Raw genomic sequence first — 22113 nt, 5'->3', positions numbered from 1 at the left:
CCCCAACCGGACCCGCATCGACACTGCCGGCTTCCCTGTCCGGCGACTGGCGCTGCGTGCGGGACTACCGGCCTTCGCGAAGCCGGTCACCCAGGAAGTTGTCGAGCTCGGGAATCGGATAGATCTTGCTGGCCGTCTGCTCGAAGTCATATTCGACCCGCTGGAAATTCACCGTCTTGCCGTCCAGGATGACGTAAGACGCCCGCGGATCGCCATTTCGCGGCTGGCCGACCGATCCGACATTCACCAGCGCCTTGCGGTCGTCCAGCTCGTAACGGAATTCGATCTCTTCCGGAGCAATGAAATTCAGATCTTCCGTGAAAACGCCCGGGATATGGGTGTGCCCCTGAAAACAGTGGCGTTCCACGAGACTGAATATCCGCTCCATTTTCCGCTGATTGTAGATGTCTTCGGGGAAGACGTACTCGTTCAGCGGGTTGCGGGCTGAGCCGTGCACGAACATCACTTTGTCTTCGCGCCGGATTCGCGGCAGTTCGCCCAGGAACTCCCAGCGTCTCTCGTTCTTGCTGCGATCCCCCGTTTCCAGTTGCTTTCGCGTCCAGAAAATGGCCCGTTCTGCTCCGGCGTTGAAGCCTTCCGGGTCGAACATCGCCGCCTGATCGTGGTTGCCGAGGATCGTTACCTTGGCTCTTTCCATAATCAGATCGATACATTCGCCGGGATTCGGCCCGTATCCGATAATATCGCCCAAGCAGTAGAGGGTGGGAACGTTCTTGCTGGAGATGTCGGCCAGCACGGCCTCAAGTGCTTCCAGATTCCCGTGGATATCGCTGATAATCGCTAACAAAGTCGGCTGTCCCTGATCATCGGATGCCCGACGACGCTGCTCCTTGAAAGTCGTAAAGCCATGCTCGCGGTGGAAAAGCCACCTGACGAGGTTCTGCGCCGTCTCTAGAAGCCGCCGCCACGACGACCTCGCCCAGAACAGGCCAAATTTCAGTGTATCGCAGCAGATTCGCCGGGGTCAACAAACGACAACATCAATACAACAGGGAGAACGCAAATTCCTGTCATGAGTTTGCACAACCCGATCAGCGAGCCGAGGCACAGAATTTCTCCAGATCTTCGAAGTAATTCGGGTACGTCTTCGCCGTACAGCCCGGATCAGCGATCTCGATGCCCGGATACTTCAACCCGATCAGGCTGAAACTCATCGCCATGCGATGGTCGTCGTATGTCTGCACGCAGGCCGGCTTCACTGGGCCAGGATGAATGGTGTAGCCGTCGTCGTGCTCATCGGCTCGAATTCCGAGCCGCTTCAGTTCGGTGACCACGGCGGCCACACGATCGGTTTCCTTAATCCGCATGTGGGCCACGTTACGGATTCGTGTCGGTCCTTCCGCGAACACAGCGACGGCGGCCAGCGTCTGTGCGGTATCGCTGATGGCGTTCATGTCGACTTCAATTCCCTGCAAAGGACGCCCCTGCAGCGTAATCGATTGATCGTTCCAGGTGACCACGCAGCCCATTTCTTCCAGCACATCCACAAAGTGAACGTCCCCCTGCATCGCATTTCGGCTCAGGCCGGGGATAGTCACTTCGCCTCCGGTAATCGCTGCCGCGGCGAAGAAATAACTGGCTGCTGAAGCATCCGGCTCAATCAGATAACTGCAGCCTTTGTAGCGCTGAGGCCGAATCCGGTACGACTGCAGATCTTCGGTTTCGACTTCGACGCCGAAGCGTTTCATCACGTCGAGCGTCATTTCGATGTAGGGAATTGAAACGAGTTCTCCTTCGACGATGATTTCGAGCGGCTCCTGTGCATAGGGAGCCGTCATCAGCAGGCCGCTCAGGTACTGGCTCGAAAGATTCCCGGCAATGTGAACCGTTCCGCCGGGCAGACCGGCACCGCGAATCGTGACGGGCGGACAGTTATTCCCGAGCGAGCACCGGGCCTCAACGCCGAGTTCATTCAGTGCGTTCACCAGATCGACGATGGGGCGTTCCCGCATCCGCTTGTTGCCGTCGAGCGTGAATTCGCCGTGGCCTGCCGAACACAGGGCCGTCAGAAAGCGGATGCTCGTCCCGCTGTTTTCCAGCCAGAGGTCCGCATTGCTGACCGGGATCTTGCCGCCGCAGCCGGAAATGGAAATCACCGAATCGTCCAGCTTCTCCCACTGAATCCCGAGACGCTCAAGGCTTTCCAGCATGACGCGCGTGTCATCGCTGTCGAGCGTCCCCTGCAGTTTGGAGACGCCGTCGGCCAGAGCGGCTACGATGAGCGCCCGGTTGGTGATGCTCTTGGACCCGGGCGGCACAATGCATCCGCTGACGGGGCGGCTGACGGGCTGGATGGCGATCGGGTCGCCGTTATGTATGTCTTTGGTTGTCATGATGTTACTGCAAAGAAGAGCGTCGGAAGATCGATCCGGTATCATAGGGTCCTGCCGGGAGTCTGACCAATGAAACCCGCCTTGTGGCATTTTCGGGTTTGTGAGACACTTGTAAAGCATGCAAATTCGCACGCTCTGCCGGTGGCGTATGGTCACCATTTCAGACTGTGTGCAGGACCCACGGACGGGCCAGCCGAGGCTTCCGCGGATTTCTCAAGGATGGGACAGGATGACCAGATTGCTCGCCCTGTTCGCCGGCATTCTGCTTGGCGGACTGCTGATGTACTTCTCATTCAGCTACCACATCGTGACGACCGGAAAAAAGACGTACTACGTCCCCAAGACGAAGGCTCAGGTGGCCGATTTCTACGTCGACATCCGCGAATGGAACCACCAGAACTGGGCCGAACACCCCGAACTGGCAAACGCAATGATCAAAGCCGGCCATGGCGACCTCGTCCGTCGCAGTATCGCTGAAGACCTGCTCGATGCCGTGTTCCGCCGCAGCGGCGCACCGGATCGCGTCCGCAAATAGTCCCGCCTCCCCTGCAGCCAGCGAGTCCCCGTCATGCCCAGCGGTCAAAACCTCGAAGCCGGTCCCGTTGCCGTCCGCATCCGCCGTGGTTCGGTCGCCTGCACCCTCGGTCTACTCTTGTTGACCGGCTGCAGTGGTGGAACGTTTCGCGCGAACAACGACGATGTCCCCAATCGGTATCAGATCGAAACCGAAAGCATGATCCTTCACAGCGACGTGAAGCTCGACAAGGATCACGAGATCATTCAAAACCTGATGCAGCTCCGCCGCGATATCGGGCAGGTGCTCGAACTGAAACTCGGCGAGAAACAGGTCGAAGTTTACCTGTTCAAGGATCAGGAGTCGTACAACAAATGGCTCGCCAACAACTATCCCGGTCTGCCGCCGCGACGGGCGTATTTCATCGGCACCTCACAAAGTCTCTGTGTTTATACTGTCTGGTCCGATCGTGTTCTTGAAGACCTGCGGCACGAATATACGCATAGCGTTCTGCATGCTTCGCTGCCCAAGGTGCCGCTCTGGCTCGATGAAGGACTGGCCGAGTACTTCGAACTGCCGACGGCTCCCGGAATTCCCCGAGCCGATTACCTGGCCGAACTCTCCACCCTGCTCCGCAATGGCTGGCGACCAAACCTGCAGCGTCTCGAACGGCTCGAAGCGGTCGGCGAGATGCAGCGGCTCGACTACGCCGAATCCTGGGCCTGGGTCCACTGGATGCTCCACAACAACACACAAACCCGCACCGCACTGCTCGATTACGCCCACAACCCGGCTCTGGCCAGCACCCAGCCGCTCCTCCGCCGTCTGCAACGCGTCCACCCCGACGCCGAAGCCGCCCTCATCCAATGGATCGAAGGCGCCCGGTAATCGAAACGAGTGGCCCAGCCGCCCGGCCGACAGTCGGTGCCCCGGCGGGCTTGCTTAGCAGCGTGATCCCCCCATCATGTGTGCCACTGCTGGCTTGCCCAGCAGTGCATTTTCACCACAACGCGTGCCACTGGCTCCGCCAGTGCATCAACAAAACACAGACACCTGCTTCCAAAGTGACACGCAATCCGCGTCCGCACAGCGAACCCTACTCCAGTTGACTCCCATTTGAAGATCATGCCGAAACGTTCTCCTGCCAAGACTGCCGTCACGTACTCCCCCGGCCCTTCAGACAACACAATTCGCTCTTCCGATGGCAGGGTCATCCCGATCCCGCGCGGCTGGGAACTGCTTCCGCCGGGCGACGCCGGCCTGACCCGCCGCGTGAAGGCGGCTGGCGAGCACTATGTCGTCGCCGAAAAACGAGGCCGCAGAACATTCTCACGCGGCGTCTTCGCTCCGGCTGCGACGATCGCTCAGATCCGCAAGGATCTCGAAGCCGAACGTTCGACCGAGAGTTACGCCCGCAAACAGGAAGCGAGCGCCCGCAGACGGGAGAAGGTGCAGACCGAATACGTCGAAGACTTCCGCGGCGCCATCCTCAGCTATCTGAACTTCGCCCCGCAACACGCCGAGATGGCCGAACAACTGGCCGACGCGGTCACGGCTCACGCCACCCCCGTCGGCAGCGGCACCGTCGCCCGCACGAAACGCATTCCCATCGAAGACCGCGCCCGAGCAGCCGTCATCGCCTGGATGCGCCACCAGACCACCGGCTACGACGACATGACCATTCCCAGAGTCAAAGGCAAACGTCGCGAAGTCAGACGCATGCTCGCCGAACGCTCCAAACGCCTGCTGGCAAGATACCGCAAGGGAGAACCAGCCGACGAGGGGTGCCCACTGCAAAACGCCCTCAACCAGAAAAAGCCATAACCCGGTATCGGGTGCCGGAATATCGGAGCGCGCCGTACCGGGTGCCATGCAACGCGGTTCAAGCTTCGGCGTTGGGTGCCATGCCCACGCTCGCGTGGGCATGCCTTGTCTTGGACGTCACTCCAAAGAACGGCCCGATGGTCCACCACCAGTTTGCGCAGCAACAAGCCGTCGCCCCTCGACAATCATTCCGTCCTGAAGAGATCTCCCCCGATCGAGAAGGCGACTTCGATTTCGATCGATGTTGCAAACAACACGGAGTCGATAAGAACGGCCCACGGCAAGCTGCTTGTGACTTCGTCACCCGGAGGTGAACCTCCGGGCCATCCCGTCTTCCCGTTATTCTCCGTCGAGGACAGAGCATGCCCACGCGAGCGTGGGCATGGCACCCGGCTGATCATGGTTTCATTCTGCCCTCCTGCCGCTTCTCTGATTTGACATTTTCCCGGCAACTCAGGATCGTTGGAATCATTCTCCGCCCCGTTTCTTTCAGCCTGAGTCGCTCTCATGTCCGATCGTCCCAACATCATTTTTATCATCACTGATCAGCAGCGGTTTGACACCATCAATGCGCTCGGCTTCCCCTACATGGAGACGCCGCACATGGATCGGCTGGTCAATGAGGGGACGACGTTTACCAACTGCTTCATCACGGCTGCTTCGTGTGCACCGGCTCGGGCGAGTCTGTTTACCGGGTATTATCCGCACACAACCGGCATCCTGAAGAACGCCGATCTCTGGCGGCGGTCGTGGATTGAGAAGCTGGCTCAGGCCGGGTATCGCTGCGTGAACGTCGGCAAGATGCACAGCTATCCGTACGACACGCCGCTCGGGTTTCACGAACGCTACGTCGTCGAGAACAAAGACCGTTACCTCGAAGAGCGGTTCTACTTCGATGAATGGGACAAAGCCGTCCGCATTCGCGGGCACGTCAAGCAGCAGCGGGAACTCTATCGGAAGCGGGACGATTACCGGCAGGCGCTGGGAGCCTTCGACTGGGAACTGCCCGAGGATCTGCACAGCGATATGTTCGTCGGCGACATGGCCTGCTGGTGGCTCGAATCGAAGCCGCAGACCGAGCCTCTGTTTCTCGAGATCGGCTTCCCCGGGCCGCATCCGCCGTACGATCCGATTCCGCGATACACCGAGTCGTACATGAAGAAGGACCTGCCGCTGCTCGATGTGACGCAGGAGGAACTCGACAATCAGCCCGAGCCGTTCAAGGAACTCCGTCAGCACAATCAGGACATCGACCACGACTCGGTGGTGCTGGAATTGAACCCCACGCCCGAACAGCGGCACCGTCAGCGGGCGTATTACCTGGCGAACGTGACGATGATTGATGAGAAGATCGGGAAGATTCTCGAAACGCTCGACCGCAAAGGCTACCTCGAAAACTCGATCGTCATCTTCACTTCCGATCACGGCGACTGCATGACCGATCACGGACACAGTCAGAAGTGGACGATGTACGACATCATCACCCGCATGCCGCTCATCGTCTGGTCCCCCGGCCGCATCCCCGCCGGCAAACGGATCGAAGGCCTCTGCCAGCAGATGGACATCGGCCCGGCGATTCTCGAATGGGCTGGCGCGGAGGTCCCGAAAGGCCTCGAAGCCCAGTCGATCGGCCCGGCCATCACCGATCCCAGCTGGCAGCCGCGAGACTATGTCTTCGCCGAACAGGCCCAGGACGGCATCCTCACCGGCACCCAGTTCATGACCATGGTCCGCAGCCCCGAATGGAAGCTCGTCCACTTCCTCGACGAACCCTGGGGCCAGCTCTTCGACCTCAACCAGGACCCCAACGAAATCAACAACCTCTGGAACAGCCCGGAGCACATCGACAAGAAACGCGAACTCCTCGCCGTGCTGCGGGAGTGGCGGATTCGGAGTGGATATCAGACGTCGCAATGGGCAGCGGAGTGGAGGTAAGGCAGAAACGCTCCACTACAGTGGACTTCCCCGAAAGGGGTGCCATGCTCACATCGCGCAGCAGGGTGAGCATGCCGCTGGGCGGCGATTGTGAAATGAAGATGAGGGAAGTGTCCTGACCGATGAAACTTTTCGTTTGAATGATGATGGATAGCAAGAAAGGCGTCATCTACGTTTCTCCGGTACTGTCTTTCGTAGGGACGTCGCTAGAGATGAAAGAAGCGAATGAAGCCAGGGCAGTTGCTGCGGAGCAGGATACTACGCGCTGCAAAGGACTAAGAATTCGGAGTGTCGATGCAGGTCGAGATTTTCTTGCATTACACCTGGAAAACGGTCGTACCTTCAGGATCTACTGCGACGGTGATTGGGTTCGTTGGGAGATAGCCGACGGAGTTGCCCCCATTGGGTTTCGCGATGAAGAATCATGGGAGATCGAGTTCGAACTCAACGATCGGGTGATTCGATACGGTTTCCCAAGAAAGATGTTGGTGGACGGATTGCCGGGTCGGTCGGTGAGGATGATCACTGTTTTAGGAAAGTGTTTGTTCCTCGCACTTGACTCGTTCCAGTACATGTTCGACTCATGTTTGGACATGGCGGATAACACATACGTCTTTCTCTATAACGAAGAGAACGAGTGAAGCTTCCTTTGTGGGAGGCCCCGGAGAGGGGTAACCAAATGAGTTTAGGGACAGAGCCTAGTAGTAAAGCCAAATTATGAGCTTAACTCCTTCACAAAGCAGTGCAGACAAGAAGATATCTTTACGCCGGAGAGCGGAGAAAAAGGGAAAAAGTTCTATAAAATGGTATTTTGTGTTATGGGATAACGGCCGCAGCGTGGGAACAGCACAATACGCGGATGAGCGCATTATCCACACAATACATACAGTATTCCCAGTAACCTCATTTGATCGATTGGTTGAGATCGTCCCCGTTCTAGCGGCAGAATCCAATGCTCCAACGCTGCATACCAGACTATCAATTGCTGTCCACGGTTTCCCTACAGCACTACATCTTAACGAGCAGACGAGTTACGATCCGCAATGCCAAGCCTACGAAGTGTGGGAACTGCTCCACCCCCTTTTCGAACTCATGCCACCCCGAAACAACACATCTCCGCGATCTGATGCTTTTTGAGGTGGCAGGATGGCACAGAGATTCATCTCTGTGTTGCGGAGCAACAGGAGGCTTGTCTTCGGCGTTGAAGAATCGGGATGTGCACCGTGCCGGAGGACTGCGGCGGAATAACCGAGCGTGAATTTGCGACAACTGCGAAAGGGTAGCTCCGGTTGATTCAACCGGGGTGGCGCAGCCACAAGAGGTCGTCAAGACCCCGCCGAGATCAACACAAAAGACCTCTTGCCGACTCCGTCGGCCCCGGTAGCGAAGCAACCGGGGCTACCCGCTCCACTATAGTGGACTTCCCCGAAAGGGGTGCCATGCTCACATCGCGCAGCAGGGTGAGCATGCCGCTGGGCGGCGATTGTGAAATGAAGATGAGGGAAGTGGCGGGATGGCCCGGAGGTTCACCTCCGGGTGACGAAGTCACAAGCAGCTGGCCGGAGCCGCCTTTTAACAGCAGACACGGAGACCGGTAAACACGGGTGACTTCACATTGAGATCGGATGCACCATGAACTGAGGTTCGTGAACGGGCAACTGCTTGTTGCTCCGCAAGCGGGAGGTAAAACTCCCGGCCATCCTGCCTGCATGTTGACGGAACGCGATTGGCTTCCGGTATTTCAGGCATCGACGTGCAGGCATTGAATGCGTAAATAGGTTTCAAAGGTCGGTGAGAGTTCGGCAAGACCGCCAAAATCGTGGTCGTAGATCCAGACCCTTCCGTTCGCATCCATGCCGACGGGATTGCCAGAGTGATCTTCGGATATGACAACGAAAGCCTCGCTTCCGGGTACTCCGTTGTTGCGATACCACCTCGTCACATCGACCACTGACCAATGGTCATTTCCCATGACTTCAACAGGTCGGAGTCCGAAGATGGGATAGGGGCCAACCATCGCCCCACCGAACTTCAATAAGAACTCTCGAAAATCGGAATCGAAAGGAACGCCAAGTTCTCGCGATGCGTGATCAACTTCTTCGTTCGATGGGAAAGACTGTGCATGGAGAATCGGAGACTCCGCAAACTCTGCACGCAGGAGTTCGATCGTTTCATTCCTCATGGGGCCGGTTCTACATAAAATTTCGCGGAGGCCGTGCCGGGGCAACCTCTTCGATCGCGGGATGGCCCGGAGGTTCACCTCCGGGTGACGAAGTCACAAGCAGCTGCCCGTAGCCGCCTTTAAGCACCAAACACGGAGACCGGCAAACAAGGCTTGCTTCACATTGAGATTGGACGCATCATGAACCGAAGTTCGTCAACGTGCAACTGCTTGTTGCTCCGCAACCGGGAGGTAAACCTCCCGGCCATCCTGGGTTTTCGATAGTGAAACCGTTGAGCGACGTTTTGATGGTGTCTCTGCCACAGTGACCATGTCATCGCACGATCGGCAGGGGCGGCCTGCTTCAGAATGACCTCCACCAGCAGGCGGCGGACTTCGGGTGAACGCTTGCCCTGATACGCGGCCCACCGTATAACTATGAACACGACGCAGATGACTTTTCAACAGACATTGAATCTCCGGGAGCTTATCGGATGACGTCTTCACAACCCGGATTCATTTCGCTCGTCATCCAATCTTTTGTATTCTCAACTTTGCTGTCCTATTGGATGCTGCGATTGTGGCTCTTCGTACCTGTCTCGCCTCTCCTCATTGATCCCGAAACAGAGAATCTCGGATCGTTGCGTTCAGGCGAGGCCCGGACCGTCTCGTTCGCGGTCACTAATATTGGTTCGTCACCCATTCAGGTTATTGGCGTAAACAACAAGTGCTTTTGCAAGTCGGTGTCGAAGCTGCCAGTCAATGTCAATCCTGGGACCACCGAACCTATCAATGTTCAATTCGTGGCTCAACCTTCGAAAAGCAGGTCAGTGAAAATCAATATCCCTCTGGTGACAAACTCTCCCAAATGCAATCTGACGCTTGGCATTCGCTACACATTATTAGGACCGCATTCATGAAGACCGGTTTATTTGTGTTCTTTATCGTCGCCTGCATGGCGCTGACGTCGATGGACTATCTCACATTAGTTTCAAGTGCAGTCGCAAAATATGACCTGGGATGTATTGGAGATTGCAAAAGAAGAAGTGATGGCAATTGCTATCCGGACTATTTCAGCCCCTGTGAGGGAAAGAACGGAGAATGTGGCTGTCCGTCGACGGAGCCCCACTAGTGTCCCTGTGAAGATTGAAGTGTTCAGCCAATATCGACATGCGTTTTCGCTGTCCATGCTATTGACAGGATGGTTTGTTATTTTCAGCCCATCAGCTTTTGCTTCTAAAAGCAGTTCAATGTCTGAAGAAGCTATTTCATTGCAGGAGGAAATAGTTAGAAATCGGTCTCAAATCCTAAAGGGACTGAGTTTTCAGATGAATTATGAGCACGGGTGTAGTGTTGCTTCTCTAACCCGATTCAGATCGTCCGTAGTCGTTCAAAGCCCATACTGTGTGATCGAATCAACTCAAGTGGATAGCACGAAGTCCGTAAGAGGATTTAACGACCAATACTATTTCGTGCTGAAGTCGCGGTCGGAAGCCGTAAACTGGAACGTCGACAAAATACTTTCGCAGGAACCGAAAGCGAGTGTTGTAAACGTGGTTGGAAACGCTGATCACTCGGCATCGCTTGAAACGCTGCTGGCCTCGACAAGTTTCCTGTATGACATCGAAGGCATTCCAGTGGAATCGTTCTTCGTCGAGAACAACATCGAAGTGACCCCAGTGAGGGATAGCGATGAATCAGCGATAGTCATTAATTTTGAATTGGAGAAGCCGCTAAGCAGCCCTCTGTATGCTGAGAAGGTTCTTCGGGGTCAGGTGATCCTCAATCCTTCGCGGAATTATGCAGTGGAATCATATAAGATCGTGGTGGAAGATCCTTATATTCCCAATAGTGAACAGCGTATAGGGAGAACGGTCGTCTGGCAGGCCAGTTCGGGTGCTGTTCCTCTGAAGATCGAAAGAGTCTTCGAGGGCGAAGGAAAGAAGTGTGTTACGGTATGGGAGATCAGTGATTGGGTGCAAAGTGCGATTGGTAGATCGCGATTTACGCTGTCTCACTACGGCATTTCAGAGCCGCACTTTCCTAGCCGGTCGAGTTCAAAAGTCGGATTTATTCTTATTGCCGCCAATTTAATCGGCTTAGTAGTAGTAGCGACCATCGTGCTGTATCGGTGGTTTAGAAGCCACTGACGGACTGTGCGATGGAGACTTTGACGGAGCCAGTGACGCGCTAAATCGTCCATGGATCATCGCAGGCTTTGGGAACCCGTCTTTTGAAGACGTTCAAGGCGTTACGGTCGTCACTAAGTGGCATGGACATTCGGACTTGCCAGGGAAGTTGGTATTTGCCAGCATTGGTGCAACTCAAGGAGGGGAACCAATGCGTCGACGACATGAACTGACTGATGCTCAGTGGGAAGCCATTAAGGACTTGTTGCCCGGCAAGGCGAGCGACCCGGGACGTACGGCTCAAGATAACCGTTTGTTCGTCAATGCCGTGCTGTACGTGCTGAAGACTGGTGTTCCCTGGGCCGACTTACCGGAGCGGTTCGGAAACTCCAACTCGGTCTGGAGGCGTTTCGATCGGTGGTGCGAGAAAGGCATCTGGGAGCAGTTGTTTCACGCCCTCGGTGAAGAGGACCTCGTCGAAGAACTCAAGGAAGTCCATCTCGACTCGTCGACCATCAAGGCGCATCAGACCGCTTCGACCGGTCGCCGTCAGGCGGCTGAAAAAAAGAGGAAGCCGACGAACGGCGCTGCCTGGGACGCAGTCGAGGCGGATTGACGACAAAAATTCACGCCATAACGGGCCAAAGCGGTCGGTTAATCCGGTTTGTACTCACAGCCGGTCAACGGGGCGATGCTCCCCAAGCGGAGGTCTTACTGAGCGAGTTCGAACGTGGCAAAGTGGGCATGATTGTGGCGGATACGGCCTACGATTCGGATGCGATTCGTCAACGGGGCAAGCAGCTCAAGGCGAAAGTCTGTATCAAGCCGAACCCCACGCGAAAGGTAAAGAAACGCTACGACAAAGTGATCTACAAGAACCGCAATCGCATCGAACGGTTTTTTGGTCGAATCAAACGCTGTCGTCGCGTGGCAACTCGTTACGAGAAGAAAGCCAGGAACTTCGCGGGCTTCATCTGGCTCGCCGCCCTCGTGACCGACATGATTTGAATGTCCATAGTCTCTAGGGCACCCGCTAGGGACAGCGTTGTCAATCCTCAAACGCCCATTCCCGGCCGCTTGTTGCTGCGCAATCCAGAGATGAATCTCTGGACCATCCCTGACGCGAACGGCCAAGGGTTCAACCCTGTTCCTCAAGCGACTCCCACGGCCCCGTGATCGCCAGTGTGAGGCCCGGGGTCTGGATGTTGACGAAGAGCCATTGCCCGTCGGGGCTGAAGGTGGCGCCGGCCCATTCGCGGCCGCGGTAGTCGCCTTTGAAGTTGTTCTTTTCGCCCTTCAGCTGCATGTCGTTGACGGCCAGCGGGACCAGGCGGCCGCTCTGGGAGAGCAGGTGGATTCGCTGCGGGAATTCGTCGTCGCCGTAGTCGCCGTCTTCACAGAGCACGAGACCGCCGTGCGGGTTGACGCAGAGGTTGTCCGGCATGTTGAGGACATCTTTGCCCGGGCTTTCGAAGAGGAGCGTTAGTTTTTCGCGGGCAGGATCGTACTGCCAGATCTGTCCGGCCTTTGCGGCTCCGCCGCTGGTGGCGTCGAAGTAGATCATCCCGTTACCGCTCCAGCAGCCTTCGAGGCGAGCGAAGGTGGTGCCGCCGAGGTTCTTGCCCTGCTTGAAGACTCCGAGTTCATCGGGCTTCTCGAGTCCCGGCGTGCTGGCGAGCGTTGGCTCGGGGATGGTGTGCCAGCGAACGTCGAACGCTTTGCCCGGCTCGACGTGGCCCCGGAGATCCTCGTGGCCGATGACTTCGGCGATCTGCAGGGTGCCGCCCGCTGCGAGCTTCTGCTTCTGATTGGGAACGAACCGGTAGAAGCCGGCGGTGCCGCGATCTTCGGTTTCGTAAACGATCCCGGTCTCCCGATCGATGGCGACGGCTTCGTGGACGAATCGTCCCATGGCCTTGAGCGGCACCGGCGTTTTGACGCCTTGGGGATCGACTTCAAAGACCCAGCCGTGATCCTGCTGGAACGTTCGCGGCACGTTCTTCTTGTAGTGATCGATGGAGCCGACGCCGAGCACGGTTTCTTCCGCGGTCAGCCAGGTGCCCCAGGGGGTGACGCCGCCGGCACAGTTCCGGCTCGTGCCGCTGAGAGCGATTCGACTTTCCAGCCACTGCCCCTTGCTGGCATCGAACTTCAACGAAGTGCATCCGCCGCGGGCGCGACTGTCGAAGGGAGAGCCACCGTTCACGGGAAGGGCATCGCCATCGTTGCTGACTTCGTGATTCCGAATGATCGTCACGATGCCGTCGCGTTCGTCGACAACGCCCATGCCATCGTGTGCCGGAGGCGTCGGCGTTCCATCCGACATCGGATCGCTGGTCCAGCCATAGCTGACATAGCGAAAGCCCTCGGGCAGACGGATCAGTGGTAAGCCCGTGGTTTCGTCGTTTGCCGGCAGAAGTGGGAGCCGGGCTCTGGCTTCTTCTCCCAACGCGGCTCGTCCGCCGAGCGCGGAGAAAGCGGATGCCACGCCGTATCCGCAGACCGAAGAAAAGGTTTCACTCAGAAACTCGCGACGGGTTCTCATCGTTGGGCCTCAATTTCCAGGGGCTGTCTGTGTGGGATGCGCGGGGGCGACTTCCCGGCGGGAATCGTTCGGATTCATGATACCGGTTGAATGGGTGAGGTCGAAAGTTGGCTGGGGGTGATTTTCCGGGCGAGTGGGGGATATGAACGGGAGATGAAAGAGGGCCTGACCTCAAGGAAGCGACGTTGAAGGACGCACAGACAGGAATGTCTGTGCCACCCTGTCGCGCGAAAAACTGAGTGGAATGGTGGATGGCTCAGACGCGTGCGTCTGAGTGGCGGAGCCACAGGAGGTCGCTGACCGGGGTTCTCTGTCTCGGCGGGAGGGGGAGCGATTGATATCCGCTTCCTGTGACTTCGTCACCCAGACGTGCACGTCTGGGCCATCCTGTTGGGGTGGGTCAGCGGGCTTGTTCATCTCGACGTTGAAGACAAGCCTCCTGTTGCGTTGCAACACAGAGATGAATCTCTGTGCCATCCTTTTAGTTGGTCTAGTATGTAGTGTCGTTCGGGGGGAAGTCGGGGCCGACGCCGGAGCCTTTGTAGGAGAGTTGATCGATCACCGATTTCTCGCGGCGGTACCAGCTGGCCCAGCTGAGAGGTGTGTCTTTGTTGGCGTCTCGGAGGGTGGGGTCGGCTCCGGCGTCGAGGAGGAGTTGGATGACGTCCGGGCTGCCCCAGGCGGCTGCTCGATGCAGCGGTGTTTCGCCGCGAACGCGAGCATCTCGCCACAAGGCGTAGGTTCTCATGCCGGGTTTGGTTCGCTGGTTCGGATTCGCTCCATAGTCGAGCAGCATCTGGACCGCGGCGACGTCGTCGGAACTGGCGACGAAGTGGAGGACGGTTTCGCCGTTGTGGTCGCTGGCGCGGTTGACGTTGGCCCCGGCCTCGAGCATGAGTCGCACACATTCGATGTTGCCGCAGACCGCCGCGATGACCGGAGTGATGTTCTCATTCCGCTGCTGATCGGGGTCAGCTCCGTGCTCCAGCAGATAGCGGGTGACCTCGGGATGAAACGTGAGCAGCGGCCCCATGCCGTGTTCGTCGACGCTGTTCGGATCGACTCCGCTTTCGATCAGACGCCGGACCGTGTCCAGGTCGCCCTTAAAAGAGGCTCGGATGAGTTCATCGTGCCGTGGCATTTCGGGAGTCCTGGAATGAACGCGTATTGGGGCTCTCAGAGACTCCTCACAGGATACCGCTTTTCCTTGAGATGTCTTTGCTCAACACAGAGATCTACCTCTGTAGCCCGTCTCGCGAAAAACTGAGTGGAATGGAGGATGGCTCAGACGCGTGCGTCTGAGTGGCGGAGCCACAAGAGGTCGCTGTCCGGGGTTCTCTGTCTCGTCGGAAGGGGGAGCGGTTGATATCTGCTTCCTGTGACTTCGTCACCCAGACGTGCACGTCTGGGCCATCCGGTTGGGGTGGGTCAGCGGGCTTGTTCAGCTCGACGTTAAAGACAAGCCTCCTGTTGCGTTGCAACGTCGAGCCGTTCACGGTGAGCATTCAACACAGAGATGAATCTCTGTGCCATCCCGTGTGAAAAACTGATCGTGGAATGAAGGATGGCTCAGACGCGTGCGTCTGAGTGGCGGAGCCACAAGAGGTCGCTGACCGGGGTTCTCTGACTTGACGGGGAGGGGAGCGGTTATCACCCGCTTCCTGTGACTTCGTCACCCAGACGTGCACGTCTGGGCCATCCGTCGCACAGGTAGAGGCACTGCTGGGCGAGCCAGCAGTGGCACCCTGTTCGTGGCAAATCTGAACGCTCAACGCTCAACGCTCAACGCTCAACGCTCAACGCTCAACGCCTATCGCCTATCGCCTATCGCCTATCGCCTAACCCCCGAAATCGTCACGTGGCGGTCGCTTGTCTGTTCGATGCGGAGGTCATCGAGCGGGAGGTCCTGGAGCATCTCTTCGATTTCGTTGAGGGTCATCGAGGCGTGGAGGGACTGGCGGAGGAGTTGCTCGTGGACCGGGTCTCCGCTGGTGACGTGGAGGGTGACGAGGCGTTCGACTTCGGCTTCGGTTTCGGGGCGGAGGAGATCGCGGATGAAGAGGAAGCCGCCCGGTTTGAGGAGGCGGGTCGCTTCGCGGAACAGGCCGGCGGGTTCGGGGAGATGGTGCGCCAGCGTGTTGGACATGGCGATGTCAAAGGAGCCATCGTCAAGCGGAAGGCTGGTGGCGTCTCCGGTCGCGAGGGTGATTTCGTTCTCGTAGCCGGCGGCGGCGACGTTCCTGCGGCCGGTGACGAGCATCGGTTCGGAGAAATCGATCGCATGGACCTGGCACTTCTGCCGACTGAGCAGTTCGATTGGAATCAGAGCGGTGCCGGTGCCGAGATCGAGCACGCGAGTCGACGGCGTGAGGGATCTGCGGGCGAGCAGATCGGTGACGAAGCGGGAGTTGACCTCGGAGTGATCCATGTTGTCGTAGGCGTCAACTTCGTCCTGTTCGTCCATGACTTCCGGCTCGAGCGTGCGGGGCAGCATGAAAAGATTGCCTTTCGGGAAGAGGATTTGATGAATTTTCGCCAAACCGGTCTGGCTCCGATTTCGCGAGTCCTGATATGATCGGCCCGTTTTTCTGAATGTAAACCGAGAGGAATGCGGAACAGGCCCTCTCACCAGCACTCATTCATCGATTCATTCACGATTTCTGCTGTTGCCGGGAAGATCGAGCAAGGCTTCGCTCTGCTGAGAACTCCGACCGCAGAACGATCCAGAATACATACGGGTTGGCCTCGCCGGCCGACACCACTTTTTTCGGGTACAGGGAAGTACAGTGCAGGCCATGGAAGTTGACGTCGTTATCGTCGGGGGCGGAATTGCCGGCCTCTGGACGCTCGATCATCTGCGACGGCAGGGATACCGCGCCGTGCTGGTCGAGAATCGCGCTCTGGGCTATGGGCAGACAGTCAGTTCGCAGGGCATTATTCACGGCGGCCTGAAGTATTCGCTCAAAGGCGTGCTCACCGCTTCGGCTGATGAAATCCGCGAGATGCCGGTCCTCTGGCGGGACTGTCTGAGTGGCGTTGCCGAGCCGAACCTTTCCAAGACGGCGATTCGCAGTCACAGCTGCTATCTCTGGCAGACGCGGGCACTCGCCTCACAGGCGGGAATGCTCGGTGCTCAGCTCAATCTGCGGGTGAAGCCGAAGGAAATTCCGGAAGCTCAACGCCCGGAGATTCTCCGTGAGACGCCGGGGCATGTGTATCGGCTCGATGAACAGGTGCTGTCGCCGGCTTCGCTGCTGGAGTGCTTCCGCAGTCGGCTGGCGGGCTACCTGCTGAAAGTCGATGAAGCCGAGGGGATCTCCCTGGAGCAGGAAAAGTCGGGGCAGATTACCTCGGTCGTTCTGCGCCAGAACGGCCGCGAGATGACAGTCCACTGCCGTGCAGTCGTGCTTTCCGCGGGTGCGGGGAACGCTTTGCTGAGCAAGGAATCGGGCCGCGAACATGCGATGCAACTGCGGCCGCTGCATATGACGCTGGCTCGTGGTCCACTGCCGATGTTCCAGGGGCACTGCATCGATGGCGCCAAGACGCGGCTGACAGTGACGTCGGATTATCTACGGGACGGCCGCGTCGTCTGGCAGCTCGGCGGAAATCTGGCCGAACAGGGAACGAAACAGCAGCCGGACGAGCTGATTCGTCACGCGGCTGCGGAGCTTCAGGAAACATTGCCGGCCATCGATCTGGATGAGGTCGAATTCGCGACGTACCGAATCGATCGAGCCGAGAAGCAGGTTCGACTCGGGTTGAGGCCCGACTCGCCGCAGATTCTGCGACATGGCAACGCTCTGACCTGCTGGCCGACCAAGCTGGCATTCGCCCCGCGATGTGCCGAACGAATCAGCGCGATGCTGGAGAAAGATCTGCGGATTAAAGCGGGCGGCGAAGAGTGGACGCCGGACGAACTGGCAGACTGGAGCATGCCAGCAGTGGCGGCTTCTCCGTGGGAAGCGGTGGAAACCTGGTACACGGCGGACGGATCGCCGGTTCCGGGTGAGTTCCGCCGCGCTTCGTAAAGCCGTCTTCAGAAACACAGGTACCGAGAACGATCAGAGGCCCTACGATGCAGACCGTCAAACTGGGAAAAACGGGACTGGAAGTCTCTCCGGTCGGATACGGTGCGTTCAAGCTCGGCCGGAACCAGAAGACCAAATACCCCGAGAGCTACGAGCTTCCGGATGATCAGGAAACGACGCGGATTCTCGAGTCGGTACTCGATCTGGGGATTCGACTGATCGACACCGCTCCAGCTTACGGTATCAGCGAGGAGCGGATCGGGAAGCTGATTTCCCATCGTCGCGATGACTTTGTGCTTTCCACGAAGACGGGCGAACTCTTTGAGAATGGCGAGTCGCACTACGACTATTCGGCAGCCGGGACGCGGGCCAGCATCGAGCGGAGCCTGAAGCGGCTCAAAACCGATGTGCTCGACATTGTGTTCGTGCATTCGAACGGTCGCGACAGCTTCATTCAGCAGCAGACCGATGTCGTGCCGACGCTGCAGAAGCTGAAAGCAGCCGGGCTGATCCGGGCGATCGGTTTTTCCGGCAAGCAGGTCAGCGGTGCGGAACTGGCTCTCGAGTGGGCCGATGCGCTGATGGTGGAATATCACATCAGCGATACGAGCCACGCCCGAGTGATCGAAGAAGCGCATCGCCGCGAGATTGGGATCATCGTCAAGAAGGGCCTGGCTTCCGGACATTTGGCCGCCCCGGAAGCGATCCGCTTCGTGCTGGGCAATCCGCTGGTGCAGGCGATGGTGATTGGCGGCATGAACACGACGCATCTGGCTTCAAATTGCGACGTCGCCCGGCGGCTGCTGGCTCAATCGGCAGCCTGAACAGGAGCATCCCCGGAATCGGGATGAATACTGTTCTTTCGTGCGCTTTTTCTCGTGCTGATGAGTGGGGATTGACGCCAATTGCGCCAGAATCGCGAAGAAATTTGCGAACAATCTGTGTGACAGTGCGGTGAAATCCGGATATAGTATTGAATCAATCAGGTCCGATCGATCGCTGCTATCGGCCTTTAAGATGTGATTCTCACACGGCGTGTCCCATTCGCTCAGGCACGTTGCAATGCTCTGTATGCACTCGTAAATCAAAGCAGGATCTATGGCTATGATGCGCAGGACGATGGTTTTCCTCACATGCACCGTTGCCGGGCTTTGCCTGGCAGGGGGAACCGGTTTCGGTCAAGGTCGGGCCAAACCGAAGAACGAGGTTCCGGTCCCTACACGTCCGATCAAGATTGCTCCCGTTGATGACAAGCTGGCCGAACAGGTTCGCCGCTCGGCCTTTCTGATCGACCGAATGGTCGAAGCCAATTACAAGAAGCAGGGTGTGACGCCGAACCCGGTGGCTTCGGATGAAGTGTGGGTGCGTCGGGCCTATCTGGTCGCGACCGGCACGATTCCTGAATACAAGCATGCCCGGGCCTTCATTCGCTCCCGCGCTGGCGACAAGGATCAGCGGCTGGTTGACGAGCTGCTCGAAGATCCCGGCTATGCCAGCCAGATGTACAACTACTGGGCCGATCTGCTCCGCCTGTCGGAACGGATTACCAACAACGTGCCCGGCCGCCCGTACATCGAGTGGGTTCGCAAATGCTGCGAAGAGAACAAACCGTACGACGAGTTCGTCTACGAGATGCTGGCCGCTGAAGGCAAGATCTGGGAGAACCCGGCTGCTGGATACATCCTGCGTGATTCCGGAATGCCGCTCGATGCCGTGAACAACACCGTTCGCGTTTTCCTCGGCACTCAAATCGGTTGTGCCCAGTGTCACGATCACCCGTTTGACCGGTGGACTCAGAAAGAGTTCTACCAGATGGCCGCCTTCACGTTCGGAACGAACACGCGTCGTTCGGCTGCCGACAAGATGTTCGGCGGCGGGAACGTGGTCAGCCGCCTGCGGGAAGAGCTGGCGACGATCGACGAAAAGTACGACGGTGGCGGTAAGTACAACCGCTTTCTGTCCGGCAACCTGATGGATGTGCACGATGTGAACCGGACGCTGGTTCTGCCGCACGACTATCAGTATGAGGATGCGGCTCCGAAGTCGAAGGTGGAAGCTAAGACGATCTTCGATCCCCAGCCGGTCGTAAAGGCGGGCGAGACTCCGCGTGAAGCCATGGCGAAGTGGATGACCGCGAAAGAAAACCCCCGCTTCACCAAGACGATTGTGAACCGGATCTGGAAGAAGACGTTCGGCGTCGGACTGATCGAGCCGGAAGACGACATGCGTGACGACACCGTGGCGTCCAACCCGGAACTGATGGACTTCCTGATTTCCGAAATGCATCGGCTGGACTTCGACCTGAAGGAATTCCAGCGGATTCTGTACAACACGAAGCTGTTCCGTCGGGAATCGACGATGGTCGAAATCGACCTGAGCGTTCCTTATCACTTCCCCGGCCCGGTTCTTCGCCGGATGACGCCGGAGCAGGTCTGGGATTCGTTCATCACCCTGGCCACGATGGATCCGAACTCGTATCAGCCGAAGCCGGCCATGATTGATTCGACGATCATGAACATCGACATGGCCAGCGTTTCGGCTCAGGAAGTGTTCGATCGCAACAACGCTCTGAACGAATCGAACGGCTACAAGTATCGGAAGGCCCGGGACGACGTTTACAAGCACGAAGGACTGCTCCTAGTGCGAGCCAGCGAACAGCCGCAGCCGGTCCCGCCGGGGCACTTCCTGCGTCAGTTCGGCCAGTCCGATCGCGAAACGATTCAGGGGAACTTCGATGGTGGCTCCGTGCCGCAGGTGCTGCAGATGTTCAACGGACCTCTGACTCACCTGCTGCTGCACGAGAAGTCGTTCCTGCACCACAACGTGGTTTCAGGACGGTCGCCTTCGGATCGTCTTGAAACGATCTTCCTGAGCATTCTGAACCGGTTCCCGACCGATGAAGAACGTCAGGTCGCCGAAGACGAAGTTCGCGAGAACGGCCCGGCTGGTTACGGCAACGTGATCTGGTCGCTGGTCAACACCCGCGAGTTCCTGTTCGTTCAGTAAGTGAATCACCTCTCTGCCGATTCGCGAAGAGTCGGCAGAGTTTCCGCGGATACAATACACAATCTCCTGCCAAGGAATTTCAGATATGCTTACGGATCTGTTGCGTCGGACGGAAGAGCCGAACCGTCGTCAGTTTCTTGAATTTGCCGCCAAGTCCTGCCTGGGCGTGACGGCGTTCCCTCTGCTCTCGCAATTCGCTCACGCCGCACCGTCGGGTGGTGACGAAGTGAAAGCCAAGAACGTCATCTATCTGTTCATGTCCGGTGCGATGTCCCATCTGGACACGTTCGACATGAAAAAGAACAGCGATGTTCGGGGTGAAACCGAGGCCATCAAGACCAAGGTACCGGGCATCCAGTTCGGCAGCCTGCTGCCAGGCCTGGCGACCCACGCCGACAAGATGGCCGTCATTAACTCGATGTACACCGAGACCGGCGACCACGAAGGGGCCCGCTATCTGATGCGGACCAGCTACAAGGAGATCAGCTCGATTCGCCATCCGCACATGGGCGCCATGGCGATCCATATGCACGGTCGCCGCAACCGGATGCTGCCGGACAACGTGGTCGTGAACCCGGAAGCCCGTCACCCGGCCGCCGGTTATCTCGATCCAGGGACGAGCCCACTGCCGGTTGGTGATCCGCTGCGAGGTCTGGAAAACACGACCGCTCCGGACTACCTGACTGAAGATTCGTTCCATCGCCGGATTGATCTGATCAACAAGTTCGACAAGAACTTCCAGAACAAGTTCAAGCAGACCAAGGTCGATGCGTACAACAACTTCTACCAGCAGGCCAGCACACTGCTGTCCAGCGATGAGCTGAAGGTGTTCGATCTCTCCGAAGAAGATCAGGCCATTCGCGATGAATACGGCATGGACCGCTTCGGACAGGGCTGTCTGCTGGCCCGCCGACTGGTCGAGAAGAACGTTCGCTTCGTCGAAGTGAGCATCGGTGGCTGGGACATGCACACCGACATCTATGAAAAGCTGCCGGATGCCCTCGGTCGGATCGACAAGTCTGTCTCAGCTCTTCTTAAGGATCTGGAACAGCGTGGCCTGTTGAAGGACACGATGGTCGTCCTGACGACTGAGTTCGGCCGCACGCCGCGGATCAACCAGAACGCCGGTCGCGACCACCACCCTGCTGCCTTCTCAAGCTTCCTGGCCGGAGCCGGCATCAAGGGCGGACAGGTCTACGGAGCCTCGGACGAAGAGGGTAAGTACACCATCGACGATCCCGTGGCCGTCTCCGACTTCAATGCCACAATCGCCACGGCGATGGGTCTGGACCTGAGCAAGGAAATCATTGCTCCGAACGGACGCCCATTCCGCGTCGCTCACGACGGAGCTCCGATTTCGAAGATCCTGGCGTAGTTCAACGCAACGACCTGAAAGCAAAAAGCACGTCTGCAATCGCAGGCGTGCTTTTTTTGTGAGGGGAAGCCCGCCGGATTTTCCGGATGGCTCAGGCGCGTGCGTCTGAGTGGCGGAGCCACAAGAGATCGCTGACCGACGTTCTCTGCAGTGCACTGGCAGCCTGCAGTCGAATTTCGAATTTGCTCCAGCGATGAACAGCAGCTTCCTGGGACTTCGCCCCCCAGACGTGCACGTCT

19 protein-coding genes are annotated in these 22113 nt (G+C 57.9%); 13 read left to right on the top strand and 6 right to left on the bottom strand.

The features are described 5' to 3' along the window. Positions 1-64: 64 nt before the first annotated feature. Together L1A08_RS03900 and aroA are read right to left on the bottom strand one after the other, a co-directional pair. Complete coding sequence (locus L1A08_RS03900) at positions 65-808, bottom strand: metallophosphoesterase family protein (RefSeq protein ID WP_238754431.1); 744 nt, start codon at positions 806-808, stop codon at positions 65-67. A gap of 244 nt (positions 809-1052) precedes the next feature. Next, complete coding sequence (gene aroA, locus L1A08_RS03895; protein ID WP_238754429.1) at positions 1053-2354, bottom strand: 3-phosphoshikimate 1-carboxyvinyltransferase; 1302 nt, start codon at positions 2352-2354, stop codon at positions 1053-1055. 229 nt (positions 2355-2583) lie between these two features. Here aroA and L1A08_RS03890 point away from each other — a divergent pair, with 229 nt between their 5' ends. From L1A08_RS03890 to L1A08_RS03870, 5 genes are all read left to right on the top strand, one after another. Next, positions 2584-2889 (top strand): hypothetical protein, encoded by a 306-nt coding sequence (locus L1A08_RS03890; RefSeq protein ID WP_238754427.1) that lies wholly within the window; start codon positions 2584-2586, stop codon positions 2887-2889. A 33-nt stretch (positions 2890-2922) separates the two neighbouring features. After that, the gene (locus tag L1A08_RS03885) at positions 2923-3756 is read left to right on the top strand and encodes a DUF1570 domain-containing protein (protein WP_238754425.1); all 834 of its coding nucleotides are present in this window, start codon (positions 2923-2925) and stop codon (positions 3754-3756) included. Between the two features lie 237 nt (positions 3757-3993). Beyond that, positions 3994-4692, top strand: a complete 699-nt coding sequence (locus L1A08_RS03880) for a DUF2293 domain-containing protein (protein WP_238754423.1) — start codon at positions 3994-3996, stop codon at positions 4690-4692. Between the two features lie 507 nt (positions 4693-5199). After that, positions 5200-6627 carry a sulfatase family protein gene (locus tag L1A08_RS03875; protein ID WP_238754419.1) on the top strand — a complete coding sequence of 476 codons (1428 nt, stop codon included), beginning with the start codon at positions 5200-5202 and terminating at the stop codon, positions 6625-6627. Between the two features lie 212 nt (positions 6628-6839). Beyond that, complete coding sequence (locus L1A08_RS03870) at positions 6840-7268, top strand: hypothetical protein (RefSeq protein ID WP_238754417.1); 429 nt, start codon at positions 6840-6842, stop codon at positions 7266-7268. Between the two features lie 1100 nt (positions 7269-8368). Here L1A08_RS03870 and L1A08_RS03865 read toward each other — a convergent pair. After that, positions 8369-8809 (bottom strand): SMI1/KNR4 family protein, encoded by a 441-nt coding sequence (locus L1A08_RS03865; protein WP_238754415.1) that lies wholly within the window; start codon positions 8807-8809, stop codon positions 8369-8371. 473 nt (positions 8810-9282) lie between these two features. On the opposite strand from L1A08_RS03865, the gene L1A08_RS22950 reads away from it, so the two are divergent. The 4 genes from L1A08_RS22950 (at position 9283) to L1A08_RS03850 (ending at position 11925) form a co-directional block, all read left to right on the top strand. After that, positions 9283-9708, top strand: a complete 426-nt coding sequence (locus tag L1A08_RS22950) for a DUF1573 domain-containing protein (protein ID WP_390896845.1) — start codon at positions 9283-9285, stop codon at positions 9706-9708. A gap of 90 nt (positions 9709-9798) precedes the next feature. Next, positions 9799-10938, top strand: coding sequence for a hypothetical protein (locus L1A08_RS03860; RefSeq protein WP_238754412.1), 1140 nt, complete (start codon positions 9799-9801; stop codon positions 10936-10938). Between the two features lie 190 nt (positions 10939-11128). Next, on the top strand, positions 11129-11533 hold the full coding sequence (locus L1A08_RS03855) for an IS5 family transposase (RefSeq protein WP_238754411.1): 405 nt from the start codon (positions 11129-11131) through the stop codon (positions 11531-11533). Then, positions 11530-11925, top strand: coding sequence for an IS5 family transposase (locus L1A08_RS03850; RefSeq protein ID WP_238754409.1), 396 nt, complete (start codon positions 11530-11532; stop codon positions 11923-11925). Before L1A08_RS03855 ends, L1A08_RS03850 begins: the two co-directional genes overlap by 4 nt. Positions 11926-12055: 130 nt before the next feature. Here L1A08_RS03850 and L1A08_RS03845 read toward each other — a convergent pair whose 3' ends face one another. The 3 genes from L1A08_RS03845 to L1A08_RS03830 all read right to left on the bottom strand — a co-directional run bounded on the left by L1A08_RS03845 (position 12056) and on the right by L1A08_RS03830 (position 15956). Beyond that, complete coding sequence (locus L1A08_RS03845; protein ID WP_238754407.1) at positions 12056-13462, bottom strand: alkaline phosphatase PhoX; 1407 nt, start codon at positions 13460-13462, stop codon at positions 12056-12058. A 490-nt stretch (positions 13463-13952) separates the two neighbouring features. Further along, complete coding sequence (locus tag L1A08_RS22695) at positions 13953-14603, bottom strand: ankyrin repeat domain-containing protein (protein WP_261362719.1); 651 nt, start codon at positions 14601-14603, stop codon at positions 13953-13955. Between the two features lie 690 nt (positions 14604-15293). Further along, on the bottom strand, positions 15294-15956 hold the full coding sequence (locus L1A08_RS03830; RefSeq protein ID WP_238754404.1) for a class I SAM-dependent methyltransferase: 663 nt from the start codon (positions 15954-15956) through the stop codon (positions 15294-15296). A gap of 301 nt (positions 15957-16257) precedes the next feature. Between L1A08_RS03830 and L1A08_RS03825 the strand changes: the two genes are divergently transcribed. The 4 genes from L1A08_RS03825 to L1A08_RS03810 all read left to right on the top strand — a co-directional run bounded on the left by L1A08_RS03825 (position 16258) and on the right by L1A08_RS03810 (position 21874). Then, positions 16258-17493 (top strand): FAD-dependent oxidoreductase, encoded by a 1236-nt coding sequence (locus L1A08_RS03825; protein WP_238754402.1) that lies wholly within the window; start codon positions 16258-16260, stop codon positions 17491-17493. 47 nt (positions 17494-17540) lie between these two features. After that, complete coding sequence (locus tag L1A08_RS03820; RefSeq protein ID WP_238754400.1) at positions 17541-18317, top strand: aldo/keto reductase; 777 nt, start codon at positions 17541-17543, stop codon at positions 18315-18317. Between the two features lie 280 nt (positions 18318-18597). Then, positions 18598-20499: a DUF1549 and DUF1553 domain-containing protein gene (locus L1A08_RS03815; protein WP_238754398.1), complete on the top strand. Its 1902-nt coding sequence runs from the start codon at positions 18598-18600 to the stop codon at positions 20497-20499. Positions 20500-20584: 85 nt separating this feature from the next. Next, positions 20585-21874 carry a DUF1501 domain-containing protein gene (locus tag L1A08_RS03810; RefSeq protein ID WP_238754396.1) on the top strand — a complete coding sequence of 430 codons (1290 nt, stop codon included), beginning with the start codon at positions 20585-20587 and terminating at the stop codon, positions 21872-21874. Positions 21875-22113 lie beyond the last annotated feature (239 nt).

The sequence above is a fragment of the Rubinisphaera margarita genome, from assembly GCF_022267515.1.
GTDB lineage: Bacteria > Planctomycetota > Planctomycetia > Planctomycetales > Planctomycetaceae > Rubinisphaera > Rubinisphaera margarita.
Note: the sequence above shows the minus strand (reverse complement) of the source record. Positions and strands in the feature narration are given on the sequence as shown.